Source organism: Bacillus cereus group sp. Bce019 (assembly GCF_051781745.1).
Classification (GTDB): Bacteria; Bacillota; Bacilli; order Bacillales; family Bacillaceae_G; genus Bacillus_A; species Bacillus_A cereus.
Genome location: NZ_JBPWJX010000002.1, coordinates 333,074 through 347,835 on the forward strand (window position 1 = coordinate 333,074; position 14,762 = coordinate 347,835).

The window sequence follows — 14,762 nt, forward strand, 5'->3', positions numbered from 1 at the left end:
TTGTAAGATTCTTCTTATTGATTATATAGGAACTTATTGGATATTACACGTTTTATATAAATTTAGAAAGTTAATATTTTTACTAGACTTATAAACATTTATTTTATATATAAGGAAAAATAGATGTATTTCCTATTACGTTTTGAAAGAGATTTCATAAATTATAGTATATCGATTGAAAGGAGGAGATTTGAATGGAATTTCAATTGTTGGTAACTTGTATATTACAAGAAGGTAATGCTTACTTTTTAGTAACGAAGGTAGACGATGTTATTACGTTAAAAGTACCGATTACTGCGGGAGTAGCAGGTTTATTTTTAGCTTTAGGTGTACCAAGATGTTCTTAATTTAAATCTCTATAGTAGAAGGGGAAGGGACATGCCTTCCTTTTCTACTATTACATAATATAATTATGTAAACTTAAATATCATATTTGTGATAGCACGTTTGAAAGGGACATGCATATACTATAATGTTTCATTGGATGTTAGCGGTGAAAGGTAGTTTTAATAAGTGCATCCAGTGATGTTTTTAAGTTATGAAAATAAAAGAGGTGCTATTATATATGAAAAGAAAAACATTTGATATTCCAGTTACATTGCGAAGAGAGTGGTTTTTACTAGAGTTAGCTTATTTAACGAAAAAATATGGAATTGAAATTGCAACTAGCAAAATGGATGCTGCACCGTTTTTAAGAGATCAAGTTACAGAATCAAAGATAGGGAAAGGGTTACAATACGATAAATATGATGATGAATATATAATTGAAAATTAAAGGGTAACAACAAAATTAAATTAATTTATAACAAAGTATAAAATAAAGCAGATTCTAAATATAGAATCTGCTTTATTATGAAGTACTTGTAGTCAACTAACCTCTTTCTAGTGTTTTTCCTACATATTTCTCTTGCGTTATTCCAAAAGATTCACGAAGAATGCGAGCATAATCTTTAGATTCTATTGGTCGTTTATTTTTAGTGCCTTTAAAGGTTTCTGTATAATTTTTATTTGTTAATGATATGTGACCATAAGTAGTTAATTTACAAGTGATAGCCCCTTTATTAAAAGGAGATTCTTTATGCTCTACAATCACTTTTTGAATGTTATTCACTTTTTTCTCATCTATTGGATCTACAGTGAAAGCATAGCCTATTTTCCATTCGTTTGAAGGTTCAGATTGTAAGAAACTTGTAGATTCCCCGTTAGCCCCTTTTCTCATTTCTAAAATATGCGTACCTTTTCGAGTATTTCGCTTACGAATTCGATATTCTCCTGTTTGAGAGGAGATGACTTCTCCGTTAAAAGGGACTGGATGTAAAGGGAGATGAGATGCAAAACCTGCATCCACAACATAATCTTTATCCTCATGACTTAATATGATAATGACATGACCATCATCGGGTTTCCATTTATTATCGTACAGATCATAAACAGTACCGGCTACTTTGTATACTTGAAACCCACAATCAATTAAAAAATAATACAATAAGGAGTTTAATTCATAACAAAGTCCACCTCGTTTTTGAATAAGTAACTTTTCTATTAAGTTATCTTTTGAGATATTTTTAATAGTACCAGCCATAATATCAAGATTTTCATAGGGGAGAATCATTCCCATTTTTAAGAGAATTTCATCTAAATCATCAAATGTTATTTCTTTTGCAGAAATTTTTAAGCGTTTAAAAAACTCCTTTTGTAAATTGGTCATCATAAAGTATTCTCCTTTCTTTTTACAGAATTTTCTTCTGCTCACCGATAGGTTAGTACTTCTAAAAAGTTAATTCAAGTGCGCGGAAATTATCATAATATATGTTTCTGGAAATGTGATTGTTTTTTCTGAAATTTCAGTTTGATTTTTAATTGTAGGAAAGTCTTATAATATAAGCTCCTTTAAAATTAGTTTGTATTTAATGAAAAGAAAGTACAGATCTTTATTATATTTTTAAATAACTAACTAGTAATAAAATGTTTTTTTACTAAAATTTTTTCAAGATTTGTATGCTTTATATAAACAATATTGATTTAAAAAATATCTGGATGTAGCTAAGTAAACAATTATTGAGAAACTTTTTTGTCGTATTCTATCAAAAGGAAGAGGTAGAAACAAAGAGAATAACGAGAGTTAAGAAAGAGGGTATACAACTAGTAACCTTCTAAAAATAGGGCTAACATCTTTTTAAAATAAAAGATTAGCTATTATTAAGGAAGGGAAAATATAAAATATTATAAAGAACACCTTCTTTCAAAAAAATAGGGGGAGTAATATGCGACTGATGAGAAGATGTGTGGCCTTACTAATTGTATTTTTTATCATGGCTCCAACGATTAGCACAAATGTACAGGCAGAAGTTGTAAAAGAGCTTGGAAAGGGGTTTCCTGATACAGAAGTATTCACACCTGGAGAATGGTTTTTAGGCCAAAAACCTGCTAATTATGATGAGAATAAACCGCCAATTCTCTTTGTACAAGGAAGAAATGGTAATGCTGATAGTTGGTATGGAAAGACAGTATATCATGATATAAATGATATGTATGATTATGCTTTAAAAGCAGGCTATCAAACAGTGTTTATACAATTGTATGATGCTGCGGGGAAAGGTTCGGCTAGTCAGTGGGATAATGGAAAATTGTTAGCACAAAAACTTGAAGAGATATATAATCATTTCGGTAAAAAAGTTAATATTGTAGCGCATAGTAAAGGTGGTATTGATACACAAGCCGCATTAGTTGAATATGATGCGAATCGATTTGTTGGAAATGTTATTACACTTGCTACACCGCATCACGGCTCAAATTTAGCAGATTTGTCATATAGTTGGTGGGCAGGGTGGCTTGCTTCTATATTAGGTCAAAAAGATGATGGTACGTATTCGTTACAAATAGGTGAAATGGCAAAGTTTCGTTCAATAATAGATAACAACCCAGCAGCTAGATTAAACCGTTACTATACGGCTACTGGAACTAGCTGGGGACCAACATTTTCTGCATTATCTATGGGCGGGTTATATTTATCATCGTACGGTTCAAATGACGGACTAGTAAATGAATGGAGTGCGAAGCTATCGTACGGTACACATTTATTTACAGATTCCAGATTTGATCATGACAATATAAGAAAAGGATCAGCTGTTTTTGCACGAATTGAACCATATTTACGTACGACAAATGTGGGATTACCAGCTTTAGTAGCACCCAGCAATAGTTCAAATGAAAATCTAGAACAATTAAATACAACTTCAAATCAAAATATTTTAGGAGGCGAATTACCACAAAATCAGTGGATAGAGCAAAGTATTTCTGTTGATAAAAAGGCTGAAGGAATAGTTTCTGTACTAACTGCTTCTTCTGATGTAGAAGTACAAATGGTATCTCCAAAAGGAAAAATCTATGCAAATAAAGATAGCGCTATAACTACTGGTGAAGGCGAATCTTTCTTTAATGGGGCGACAATTAGAACATTTAAGTTTGATAAATTGGAAGTAGGCGAATGGAAAATCAAAATGATGGCGAAGCAGTCGAAAGATGCATATTTAGTTGTAAGCGATTACAAGGATGACGCACCATTTGTTCTTCGAATGCCTACAAAAGTTAAAGTAAATAAACTTGAGTATAAACTCAAAAAATCACCTGTAGCACCTGAAATGAAAGGGGATCTTTCCATAACAGTAAGAGTCGTTAATAAAGAAGGTAAGTTAGTCTCTGAATTTAATGAATTACAAAATGTTCATACGAATACATTTTCAGGTGCTTTGAAAGATATAAAACAACCGGGAGTATATAACGTTACGATGGATATAAAAGGGATGAATAAAGAAGGAAAACCATATAATCGTACGATTGTTAAGTCGGTTTATGTAGAGAAATAAGGAAGAATAAATAAGCATAATAAAAAAGTGCAGAAATCTTGTGTTAGAAAGAATTCTGCACTTTTTTTGCGTGATGAAAGATAATAAAAGTCGAAGAAAACTGTTATTCAATAAAAAAAGATGCTGAAATAGCATCTGAATGTAAAGAAATAATATTAACTTAGTTTTGTAACTGTTAATTCAACTGAATTTATACCATTGTCACAAGTTACAATACTTTGACGATTAAAACCACTATTATTTCTAAGTTGAAGAGTTGAATTAGCAGGCACTGTAACAATCGTTTCGCCAACGAGTTGAAGACATTCGTTATTTGATGAAGTATTCATTTGAATAGCGAAGTCACCTTGACTATTAGCAAGTGGATTGTTATTTAAAAATATGGTTATGACTGGGATATGTGGAAATACAGGATTTAAAGTAGTATTAATACTGGAAATGAACGAAACTCTATAATCACCAGCTTGTCTAAAGTGTATAGTAGTGGGATTTAGTAAGGAAACGCCTCCTGCTAAAGGTCCAACGTGATTAAATGGAAAAGGATCGCCAAAAGGAACAGTTATAAATTCAGTTTGCCAAAAAGTTCCGTATGCAGGACAGCTTCGTTTATGTGAATGGTCACATGAACATTTTTTATTTGAATTGGAAGAAGATTTGCATGAGCATTTTTTATACGAGTTTGAAGAATGATAGTATGAACCCAATATATTACCTCCTATTCTTAATAAATTTAAACAACATAGTAGTTTATGAAGATGAATCACAATTGGCGTGTATGCTTGTACTATAAAAGGAGATAGATGTGGAATATAAAGTGGTCAAATGATGAAATGTAGTATTTGGGTATTACCTGTAACACCTTTTGAAGATGATAAGGTTCATAATTTGATAGAAAAATAAATGGAATTTCTAAATAGATTGAAGTAACGAGGAAACGTTTATCCCGCTATTTTCCGAGCAGTAAGACTCCCATCTCAAAATTCAGCGAAAGCAAAGAAGTTAGGTGGGGGATGAACAAAACCCCCACTCATTAAAATTTCAATTTACTATATTTATTTAGTCTGACAAAACAGCAATATTATCTTTAGCTGTATGGATGTTATCATTTGGTGAAGTTATGACATTTAACTGTATGTATATTAGGTTATTCAGTTTATTTTTTTATTTGCGTAGCTGAGCAGGAAGAAGTCAGAAAATATAGAATAATGTACATATGAAGCATCGTTTGTTTGTGGTGTGAATAGTAATTAAAGATACGCTAAAATATTTAAAATTGTAACGAAAGAGAGATTAAATAATAGAGGGAGCAACTTACATGGAAAATATATTAAAGGTATCTTCAAAATCAAGCCCAAATTCAGTCGCGGGTGCAATAGCGGGTGTACTAAGAACAAGTGGTAATGTGGAAATTCAAGCGATTGGGGCTGGAGCTATAAATCAAGCGATTAAAGCAATTGCGATTGCAAGAGGGTTCGTCGCTCCAAGTGGTATTGACTTAGCCTTCGTACCAGCATTTCAAGAGATTTCTATCAATAATGAAGAAAGAACAGCGATTAAATTAATTGTAGGCCCTAGAAAGAAAAGGTCTTAGTAGAAGAGAGTGTTACTATAAGGGGAAAAGACCAATAGACTTCCCATGTTAGATACGTTATTTTATGTAACCGATCCTTGGGTGTGGACACGGCATTATACCGGACTCATGTCTGTTAATTTCTCCTTAAATTTAGCGTGTGTTCTAGATACTTAAAAATGCCAAATCCTTTGTGATATAAGGGATTTGGCATTTTTGATGTTTTTAAAAATAAACAACCCTAAAACTGCTCATTTAGAAGATTTAGTTTTAGTAGCGGCCATTGAACGTTTTTATGATAGTTTACCTGATAAATAGAAGAGTTTACCAATGAAAAGTAACTGGGGGATTCAAAAAATGAATCAAACTATTTTAGAGAAAGTCCTAAAATTTCGGGATGATAGGAACTGGAAGCAGTTCCACAATCCTAAAGATTTAGCTATTTCTCTTTCTTTAGAGGCGAGTGAGTTGTTGGAGAATTTTCAGTGGAAAAGCAGTGAGGAAGCTGTAGAAACAAAAAAAGAAGACATGAAAGATGAGTTGGCAGATCAATTGGATATTGACTTAGAAGAGATTATTATAAACAAAATAGAAAAAATAATAAAAAATATCCAGTAGAGAAATCTCGAGACTCTAAAAAGAAATATAATGAAATTTAAAAAAGGTGGAATTAAATATGTTATATCTTTTTACTGCAAGTAAAGATAGTGCTATAAAAAATTTGGAAGCTACTATTGAAAAAACATATCCTATTTCTACATGTTTAGCAGATTTAGATGCCGATACAGTAACTAAACTTAAAGATAATGAATTACATGAGAATGTATGTATGTGGGGAGCAACTCCTGGTTCTTCAAATGTTGATAGATGGGAAAAGTTAAAAGAGGGTGACGGGATTTTAGCATATTCTAAAGGGGAATTTAAGTTTTTCGGGACAATTTTTGCTAAGACTCATAACCCAGATGTGGCTAGAAAAATTTAGAAAACAAACGATAATGATGAAACTTGGGAATACATCTATTTTATTAAGGACCTAAAACCTGTAAACATTAAAGCAATCAAATTCGCAGCTTTCTTTGGCTACAAATTGAACCATACACCACAAGGATTTACTAATATTGATTCGGATTTTAGTAAAGTAAAGATTGCAGAAGAAGAGAAATCGGAAAATCGAAAAAAACTAAAATGGAATCTGGTAGGGAAGTATGGCCTCGTGATCCGAAAAAAGCTAAACAAGCTATTAAACAGGCAGAATTTAAATGTGAAATAGATGACACACATGAAACATTTGTATCGGAAGCCAGCCGAAAAAATTATATGGAGGCCCATCATCTAATACCGTTAAGAATGCAACATGATTTTGAAAATAGTTTAGATGTTGTTGGAAATATAGCTAGTATATGTCCGAACTGTCATAGGTTGATTCATTATGGAAGAGACAAAGATAAGAAAAAAGTTTTAGAACTTCTCTTTGAATAAAGAAAAGATTCTTTGAAGAAGTTCGGTATTGAGGTATTTCTCAAGGAGCTATTTGGATACTATGGAATTCTAAAATAAGAATATTCATAGCTATAGGGAAGGTAGAATGTTTCATACTTAAACATAGGTATTATTGTGATGGAAATTTAAATTTCGTCTTTTGAAAGTATCAATAATTTGTATTATTTTTATAGGGTTATATATTTTTCTTTTGCTCTGCTGTATAGCAGAGCTCTTTTTTTGTCGTACAAAAGCCACCTATATATGTGAAGTGCACCCCAATTGTTAGGCTGTGTCTAACAATTGGGGTGCACTTCAGTCCTGTCGGGCGGCTTCTTTTAATTTATATTCACCAATTCATCAAACTTAAACTTAGTATTCAAACCAAAAGCATCTGTACAATATATAGTTTTCGTCATCGGTTCAATATGTAATACATTTATGTACATGTCTTGCACCATTCCATCACGATAGTATGAGATATGTATTTCTTCTTCCTCGTGAAAAGATTGCATTAACGCTCTTTCTATTCGTTCCATAGTATCTTGTGTTAAAAAAGGTTTAGGTACTTTATATTGTTCCTCAAACATTCTATGTATTTCCTCGTATTGCTCCGGTATTGAAGCAAACGGATTCCATTTCACCATACCTCTTCCACGTACTACAGGAAAGCCGTTATATTCCATGATGTAATACCTCACTTTTGTTTTTTTAACTCCACTACAAACAAACGTGTGTTCTTTTTTGGTTTGAAATGGGACCATTTTGTTAACATGAATATTCAAAAATAATTTTTTCAAGTTAGAATATTCAAAAACTTATTTATGCAAACAAGCATGTCATGATAACATTTAACAAAAGGGGGTAGAAGTAGATGAGTGTTGACATTATTTCTAAAGAAGAAATCACAAAATTATTAAACGACTGGTATCAAGCTATGATTTCACAACGTGTATTACAGTCTCAGAAAATAAAAGAAGATATTGCAAATAAAATCAATAATATTAAGGAAGACCAAACAATATTAGTCTACTACGCTTTATTGAATGCACGGTATAAACTGCTAATTCGGGATATGGATAGTACAAAAGATATTCTGGACAAAATCGAGCCTTTACCAGAGTCTACAGAAACATTTTTAGAGTACTATCATCATTTATTTAAAGCAATTTACGCTATTAATAAAGCAAACCATAGTGAAGCAAGAATGCAATTTGAAAAAGCTGAAACGTTTTTAGAGTACATGCATGATGAAATTGAAAAAGCTGAATTTAATTATTGGCTTGCAGTCCATTACTATCACGTATTAAAACCGATCCTAGCAGTTCAATTTGCTACAAAGGCGAATGAAGTATTTTCAATTAGTCCAGGGTATGAATTAAAAACTGCAGCATGCTTAAATACTTTAGGAATGGCACACATTCGACTAAATGAATTCGAAAGTGCAGAGGAATATTTACTTTCAGCACTAGGTACCTTCCAAAAATCTAATGATGAACTTCTTATTAAACGAGTTAAGCATAATTTAGGACTTTTATACGCAAGTCAAAACATGCCAGAGTTAGCAATTAAACACTTAGAGGATTCATTAGAAAATAACGCTAAAACTATGTTTCTTTTAGCAAGAGAACATTTTAAGTTAGGTTATAGTCATATCGCTAATGAATATATTGAGAATGGCTATAAGATTAGCGACTTATGTTATCGTCATCATTTCCGAATTTTAAAAGCAGTACATAACTATGTACCGCAAGAAGAATTAGAAAATGTGGTTATAGAAGGTATTTCGTATTTTGAAAAAGAAGAATTATATGATTGGGTAAAAGAATATGCTTCTCTTTTAGGTGAAATATTCTATGGTTCAGAAAATCATAGAAAAGCAAGCAAGTATTTGCACATCGCTTTAGATGCAGACAAAAAGAGCATAGAAAGAAGGGCGCTAAAATGAAAAAAGCAATCTTATTAATGATGATGTTATCCGCTGTTTTTACTTTTGGTCTTACTAATGCAAAAGACATACCACAAAACGAAGCAATTGAAGTGTTTATGGATCATGGAGAACATATTTAAAACCTAAGGAAGAGGGCGCTTATAGTGTCCTCTTTTTAATATCTATTATTTATATGATGAGGTTGCAGGTACGTCTTTTGGTTATTGTTTGATAAACGTAAGATGTTTCTAAAAATGTGTATACAAAGGTGTATTTTTGTACTGTATATGTTCACGTACTATATAAAAAAGTATGAAAATCTATAAAAATAATTATTTCAATAAAATTTGTTTTAGATATTAAAAAGTACCAAAACCCTTGTGGTATAAGGGGTTTGGCACTTTTGTGTTTTTTATATTTTATCAAATAAACAACCCTAAAACTGCTCATTCTTCTCCCAAGATTCAACGATATAATGTGCAATCGTCGGATTGAAGCCTTTACCAACTAAAAACATAATCGCAGCAACTTCTGTTAATGCGTGTTCGTGTGATGTATGTTTTGCTTCATTTAAACCGTAATCTACCCATGGTTTTACGAAATCTAGTACAGGTTTCTTGAAAGGTAAAAATTGTGTACCGACAACTTGTTGAATTTGTTGTTGTGTTGGTTCAGTAATTGGTCCAGGTGGTAAGATTTGTGGTTGTGTAATGTCTAGTGTTGGTCCGGGCGGTAAAATTTGTGGTTGAGTTGGATCTATTGTTGGTGGTTTAGGTGGTGAGACACGTGCGTCGTAGTTTGGTTGATACATTTGTTGTTGATATTGCGGTTGTTGTGGCTGAGTTGTGTATGGGTTTTGTGGTGCTACATATGGATTTTGTGGATATTGTTGTTCTTGGTTTTGTGGTGCTACATATGGATTTTGTGGATATTGTTGTTCTTGGTTTTGTGGTATTACATATGGATTTTGAGGATATCGCTGTTCTTGATTTTGTGGTGCTGCATATGGATTTTGAGGATATTCATAATTTGGACGTGTGTCATATGGATTTTGTTGAAATTCAGTTTCTTGGTTTTGCGTTGTTGCATATGGGTTTTCGTCATATTGTGGTTCTTGCTGTTGTAACTCTTGTTCTTCGTATTGTTCTTCGTATTGTTCTGTGTATCTCTGTTCTTGTTGTTGAGGATACAATGGTTGCCTTGGATAAGGCGGCTGATTATTATAGAACATGTTTATTCCTCCTTCATGATGATGCCTACCACCTAGTGTATGGGCGGACAAGAAAATATGTGATGAAAAAATGCGGGCGTGTTACAATAAGTAACTGGGTGAAGATAAAATGACAAAACAAGAAAAAATTCAAAAAACAATTACTTTTGTAAAACATATTTTAGAAAAAGATGCGAGTGGGCATGATTGGTATCATATTGAACGTGTACATAAAATGGCGATTTCTTTATCTGAGCAAGAAGGTGGAAATCGTTTTATAATTGAAATGGCAGCATTACTTCACGATGTGGCAGATGAAAAGCTAAATGAAAGTGAAGAAGCAGGAATGAAAAAAGTTTCTGATTGGTTAGAAGAGCTACGTGTTGAAGAAGAGGAAAGTAAACATATTCTTCATATCATCGCCAATATGTCTTATAAAGGTGGCCATGGCGGCACAGTAGAGTCACTTGAAGGGAAAATTGTTCAAGATGCGGATCGTTTAGATGCTCTTGGTGCAATAGGAATTGCTCGTACATTTGCATATGGCGGGGTGAAAGGGAGATTAATGTATGACCCAACTATTCCACCGCGTGAAGAAATGACGAAAGAAGAGTATAGAAAAAATAATGATCCATCTTTAAATCATTTTTATGAAAAACTTTTGAAATTAAAAGATTTAATGAATACGAATGCAGCAAAACAAGAGGCTGAAATTCGTCATCTTTATATGGAACAGTTTATTGAACAATTTATGAAAGAGTGGAATGCACAAATATGAAAATGTTAACTGTGGAGAACTTATCAAAATCATATGGAGAAAAGCCGTTATTTGATGGATTATCATGTAGTATTACAGAAGGACAACGTGTCGGAATTATTGGTGTAAACGGAACAGGTAAATCGACATTATTAAAAATTATTGCGGGATTAGAAACTCCTGATACAGGTGATATGAAGCATTCACGAGGGTATACAATTAGTTATTTATCACAGCAACCAGAGTTTGATGAAAAACTGACAGTATTAGAGCAAGTGTTCCATGGTGATACACCTTTAATTCGTCTTCTTCGTGATTATGAAAAAGCACTATTAAATATTGAAAAAGATCCAAGTAATGAAAAAGTGCAGGAACAATTATTTGCAGTGCAGCAACGTATGGATGCAATGAGTGCATGGGAAGCAAATGCAAATGCGAAATCTCTTTTAACGAAATTAGGAATTACGGACTTCACTGCAATTGTTGGGAATTTATCTGGTGGACAGAAAAAACGTATCGCAATGGCACAATGTTTTATTGAAACACCGGATTTATTAATTTTAGACGAGCCTACGAACCATCTTGACCACGAGACAGTTGAATGGTTAGAAGAATATTTAGCGAGATATACAGGTTCTGTATTACTTGTAACCCATGATCGTTATTTCTTAGATCGTGTGACGAATCGTATTTTTGAATTAGATAATGGTAAACTATATAGCTACGAAGGAAACTATAGTACATTTTTAGAAGCGAAAGCACTTCGTGAAGAGCAAGAATTGGCACAAGAATCGAAACGCCAAAATTTATATCGTCGTGAACTTGCTTGGATTCGTCGTGGTGCAAAAGCTCGTTCTACGAAACAAAAGGCGCGTATTCAGCGTTTTGATGAGCTAAAGGCACAAGAAGGACCAGCTGCAAAACAGTCAGTTGATATTGCACTAAGCGGAAGTCGTCTAGGAAAGAAAGTACTTGAGTTAAAAGATGTAACGAAAAAATTTGGCGATAAGACGGTATTACATAATTTTAATCATATTGTGAAACCGGGTGATCGTATCGGAATTATTGGGGCGAATGGAAGTGGGAAATCTTCCCTATTAAATATGCTTGCAGGTAAGTTATCTCCTGATAGTGGTGAAGTGGAAGTAGGACAAACTGTAAAAGTTGCTTATTATACGCAAGAAAATGAAGAGATGAATTTAAATCAGCGTATGATTGAATACATTAAAGAGATTGCAGAAGTTATTCATACGACAGATGGAAAAGTAATTGGTGCATCTCAAATGTTAGAACGTTTCTTATTCCCGACGCATTCACATGGTACACCACTTGGTAAACTATCTGGTGGTGAAAGAAGACGTTTATATTTATTACGTATTTTAATGGGAGAACCAAACGTACTTTTACTTGATGAACCTACGAACGATCTAGATACACAAACATTAACAGTACTAGAAGATTATTTAGAAGATTTCCCAGGTGTCGTTTTAACTGTATCGCATGACCGTTACTTCTTAGATAAAGTAGTAGATGAACTGTTCATCTTTACTGGCGGAGGCGAAGTGCGTGAGTTTCTAGGTAGTTATACAGATTATTTAGAAATGGAAAAAACGAGAGAACTTATGGAGAAAGCGGAAGTTCAAAAAGAGAAAAAAGTTGTAGAAGAAGCTCCAAAACAACAACGTAAACGTAAACTTTCATACAATGAACAGCGTGAATGGGAAACGATTGAAGATACAATTGCCGAACTTGAAGAGAAAATTGAGTCAATTGGAGAAGAACTTGCGAAAGTTGGATCTGACTTCACAAAGGCACAAGAATTATCTGAAGCACAGCAGAAAACAGAAGAAGAGCTAGAAAAAAAGATGGAAAGATGGAGTGAACTATCAGACATCGTTGAAGGATTAAAATAAAAACAAGCTGCATATATTGAAAAGTAAAGAGAAAAACTTTACACTATTGGTAGAACCTATTTTAGGAGGGAAAAAATGAGAACATCTAATCCAATGTTGAAAAAAGAGGCATTCCGTAAAGAGGGAGCAAGTGCTTCTGCGATGACGATTGGCGGAACAGTAGGCAAAACGTTCATTATGCTTATCTTGCTACTTGCAACGTCTGTCTATTCATACATACAGATGATGCAGGGGACGATGAAGATGCCAGTATTAATTGGTGCTTTAATCGTTGCGGCAATCATCGCATTTGCGTCTATGTTCTTCCCGCGTATTTCACCTTTTGGTGCACCAATCTATGCAGCGGTAGAAGGGGTTGTGTTAGGAAGTATTTCAGCAGTTTATACAATGAAATTTGGCGATTCTATCGTTTTAAATGCTGTATTACTAACAATCTCAATTCTATTTGCAATGTTAGTGTTATATGCAACACGCGTAGTAAAAGTAACGGATAAATTCCGTACAGGCGTGATGGCAGCAACACTTGGAATTATGGTTATGTATTTAGTCGTATTTCTACTAAATATGTTTGGTGTAACTGTTCCATACATTCACCAAGGTGGTACAATCGGTATTATTATTAGTGCAGTTGTTATTGTAGTTGCTGCATTAAACTTATTACTAGATTTCGATTTAATCGAAAATGGTGTACGTAGTCAAGCTCCGAAATATATGGAGTGGTATACTGCGATGGGATTAATGCTTACATTAGTATGGTTATACTTAGAAATTCTTCGTTTCGTTTCGTACTTTACGAAAAATGACTAATAAAAAAATCCTGCATGAAAAATGCAGGATTTTTTTATTTTCAAAGATATATTGAATGTATGGTATAATATGGATGATAGCAACTTGAAGTGAAGGAGATGGAATATGATGAAAGAGAAGAAGGGGATTATGAAAAAACTATTTTCTAAAAGTTTTTTCATAGAACTAGATGAAGCTTTAACGTATCCATCATCAAAAGTTATTACTTCAGCGATTGAAGGATATGCAACTGAATGCAATGAAAGACTAAAATTTGAGAGTAAAGTTAAACCGATTACTTTCTACTTAGAAAATGCAATGTACCGTGCTGAAATAAAGATGGCTCGCGGAGGATATTACATATCTTGTACTGAAGTGTAATAAATTTTGAAACCATACATGTTTGAACTATGTATGGTTTCTTTTTTTGTTTTGTAAGGTCTAAAATAATACTTTTTACTTACGGATATATCATTTTGTGCTTTTTACCATTCAAACATTTCTCCTTACAATGAAGAAAAACATGTGAGGTGGTATAACTTATGATGAATCGAGTTGTATTAATCGGTAGATTGACAAAGGAGCCAGAATTATACTACACAAAACAAGGTGTCGCTTATGCACGAATATGTGTTGCGGTGAATAGAGGATTTCGAAATAGTTTAGGTGAACAACAAGTCGATTTTATTAATTGTGTCGTTTGGCGCAAATCGGCTGAGAATGTAACTGAATATTGTAAGAAGGGATCACTAGTTGGGATTACAGGGCGTATTCAGACTAGTAATTACGATGATGGACAAGGCAAGAGAATATATAGAACTGAAGTTGTGATTGAGAGTATTACCTTTTTGGAGAGAAGGCGGGAGGGGGCATCGTAATAAAAGGTGATTTGAAGTAATAGCTACGGAAAAAATTGTGGAAAGTATTTTAATAAACTTAAAGAAGGAGTACCGCCAGCTTTTTTGAAAAAACAAGTGAAGAGTATACAAAATTTTATAACGTTTTTTGGCTAATCCAGTAACAATCGAGAATCGTAAAACCCATGCCAGGATAGGAATGTATAAAAAGAAGAATCGAGTGATAGAAAATAAAAAAGGGATTCCTTTTGAGAGTAAGGAATCCTCCTTTTTGTTGCTACCAATAACGAAAATTATGTAAATAAGCTATCCATATGGATAGCTTATTATATTTTTTTGCTTAGCGTGTTTTTTTCAAAAATACTGGCGGTACCTTAAGAAATGGATAAAAAAT

General features: G+C 33.2%; 18 protein-coding genes. 14 read left to right on the top strand and 4 right to left on the bottom strand.

From position 1 onward, the window contains the following. The first annotated feature begins 194 nt into the window (after window positions 1-194). Window positions 195-347, top strand: coding sequence for an exosporium protein ExsG (gene exsG, locus ACS2QP_RS05130; protein ID WP_000395679.1), 153 nt, complete (start codon window positions 195-197; stop codon window positions 345-347). A 218-nt stretch (window positions 348-565) separates the two neighbouring features. After that, window positions 566-775, top strand: a complete 210-nt coding sequence (locus ACS2QP_RS05135) for a hypothetical protein (protein ID WP_000824197.1) — start codon at window positions 566-568, stop codon at window positions 773-775. 96 nt (window positions 776-871) lie between these two features. Here the strand turns inward: ACS2QP_RS05135 and ACS2QP_RS05140 are convergent, their stop codons facing one another. Next, complete coding sequence (locus ACS2QP_RS05140) at window positions 872-1,711, bottom strand: arylamine N-acetyltransferase family protein (protein ID WP_438882181.1); 840 nt, start codon at window positions 1,709-1,711, stop codon at window positions 872-874. Between the two features lie 553 nt (window positions 1,712-2,264). Between ACS2QP_RS05140 and ACS2QP_RS05145 the strand changes: the two genes are divergently transcribed. Then, a complete protein-coding gene (locus ACS2QP_RS05145) occupies window positions 2,265-3,866 on the top strand; it encodes an esterase/lipase family protein (protein WP_438882182.1) in 1,602 nt (533 codons plus the stop codon). A 155-nt stretch (window positions 3,867-4,021) separates the two neighbouring features. Here the strand turns inward: ACS2QP_RS05145 and ACS2QP_RS05150 are convergent, their stop codons facing one another. Then, window positions 4,022-4,570 carry a preprotein translocase gene (locus ACS2QP_RS05150; RefSeq protein ID WP_119683258.1) on the bottom strand — a complete coding sequence of 183 codons (549 nt, stop codon included), beginning with the start codon at window positions 4,568-4,570 and terminating at the stop codon, window positions 4,022-4,024. Window positions 4,571-5,181: 611 nt separating this feature from the next. Between ACS2QP_RS05150 and ACS2QP_RS05155 the strand changes: the two genes are divergently transcribed. The 4 genes from ACS2QP_RS05155 to ACS2QP_RS05170 all read left to right on the top strand — a co-directional run bounded on the left by ACS2QP_RS05155 (window position 5,182) and on the right by ACS2QP_RS05170 (window position 6,915). Next, window positions 5,182-5,457 carry a stage V sporulation protein S gene (locus ACS2QP_RS05155; RefSeq protein WP_000427801.1) on the top strand — a complete coding sequence of 92 codons (276 nt, stop codon included), beginning with the start codon at window positions 5,182-5,184 and terminating at the stop codon, window positions 5,455-5,457. Window positions 5,458-5,766: 309 nt separating this feature from the next. Then, window positions 5,767-6,054 (top strand): hypothetical protein, encoded by a 288-nt coding sequence (locus ACS2QP_RS05160; protein ID WP_002025705.1) that lies wholly within the window; start codon window positions 5,767-5,769, stop codon window positions 6,052-6,054. A gap of 58 nt (window positions 6,055-6,112) precedes the next feature. Continuing rightward, complete coding sequence (locus ACS2QP_RS05165; RefSeq protein WP_000966109.1) at window positions 6,113-6,418, top strand: hypothetical protein; 306 nt, start codon at window positions 6,113-6,115, stop codon at window positions 6,416-6,418. A 203-nt stretch (window positions 6,419-6,621) separates the two neighbouring features. Continuing rightward, window positions 6,622-6,915, top strand: a complete 294-nt coding sequence (locus ACS2QP_RS05170) for an HNH endonuclease (protein WP_326264295.1) — start codon at window positions 6,622-6,624, stop codon at window positions 6,913-6,915. Window positions 6,916-7,253: 338 nt separating this feature from the next. Here ACS2QP_RS05170 and ACS2QP_RS05175 read toward each other — a convergent pair whose 3' ends face one another. Continuing rightward, window positions 7,254-7,601, bottom strand: a complete 348-nt coding sequence (locus ACS2QP_RS05175; RefSeq protein WP_000456182.1) for a YolD-like family protein — start codon at window positions 7,599-7,601, stop codon at window positions 7,254-7,256. 188 nt (window positions 7,602-7,789) lie between these two features. On the opposite strand from ACS2QP_RS05175, the gene ACS2QP_RS05180 reads away from it, so the two are divergent. Together ACS2QP_RS05180 and ACS2QP_RS05185 are read left to right on the top strand one after the other, a co-directional pair. Then, window positions 7,790-8,863, top strand: coding sequence for a tetratricopeptide repeat protein (locus ACS2QP_RS05180; protein WP_000109855.1), 1,074 nt, complete (start codon window positions 7,790-7,792; stop codon window positions 8,861-8,863). Beyond that, window positions 8,860-8,985, top strand: a complete 126-nt coding sequence (locus ACS2QP_RS05185; protein ID WP_000709201.1) for an aspartate phosphatase — start codon at window positions 8,860-8,862, stop codon at window positions 8,983-8,985. The genes ACS2QP_RS05180 and ACS2QP_RS05185 overlap by 4 nt, the downstream gene beginning before the upstream one ends. Window positions 8,986-9,281: 296 nt before the next feature. Here the strand turns inward: ACS2QP_RS05185 and ACS2QP_RS05190 are convergent, their stop codons facing one another. Next, window positions 9,282-10,076, bottom strand: a complete 795-nt coding sequence (locus tag ACS2QP_RS05190) for a hypothetical protein (RefSeq protein ID WP_438882183.1) — start codon at window positions 10,074-10,076, stop codon at window positions 9,282-9,284. A gap of 109 nt (window positions 10,077-10,185) precedes the next feature. Here ACS2QP_RS05190 and ACS2QP_RS05195 point away from each other — a divergent pair, with 109 nt between their 5' ends. From ACS2QP_RS05195 to ACS2QP_RS05215, 5 genes are all read left to right on the top strand, one after another. Next, window positions 10,186-10,833 (top strand): HD domain-containing protein, encoded by a 648-nt coding sequence (locus ACS2QP_RS05195; RefSeq protein WP_326263440.1) that lies wholly within the window; start codon window positions 10,186-10,188, stop codon window positions 10,831-10,833. Then, window positions 10,830-12,725 carry an ABC-F family ATP-binding cassette domain-containing protein gene (locus ACS2QP_RS05200; protein ID WP_326263441.1) on the top strand — a complete coding sequence of 632 codons (1,896 nt, stop codon included), beginning with the start codon at window positions 10,830-10,832 and terminating at the stop codon, window positions 12,723-12,725. The genes ACS2QP_RS05195 and ACS2QP_RS05200 overlap by 4 nt, the downstream gene beginning before the upstream one ends. Window positions 12,726-12,800: 75 nt before the next feature. Beyond that, the gene (locus tag ACS2QP_RS05205) at window positions 12,801-13,532 is read left to right on the top strand and encodes a Bax inhibitor-1/YccA family protein (protein ID WP_001260655.1); all 732 of its coding nucleotides are present in this window, start codon (window positions 12,801-12,803) and stop codon (window positions 13,530-13,532) included. A 105-nt stretch (window positions 13,533-13,637) separates the two neighbouring features. Next, on the top strand, window positions 13,638-13,892 hold the full coding sequence (locus ACS2QP_RS05210) for a DUF4318 domain-containing protein (protein WP_000975138.1): 255 nt from the start codon (window positions 13,638-13,640) through the stop codon (window positions 13,890-13,892). Window positions 13,893-14,053: 161 nt separating this feature from the next. Further along, window positions 14,054-14,389: a single-stranded DNA-binding protein gene (locus ACS2QP_RS05215; protein WP_098390433.1), complete on the top strand. Its 336-nt coding sequence runs from the start codon at window positions 14,054-14,056 to the stop codon at window positions 14,387-14,389. The last annotated feature ends 373 nt before the right edge of the window (window positions 14,390-14,762 follow it).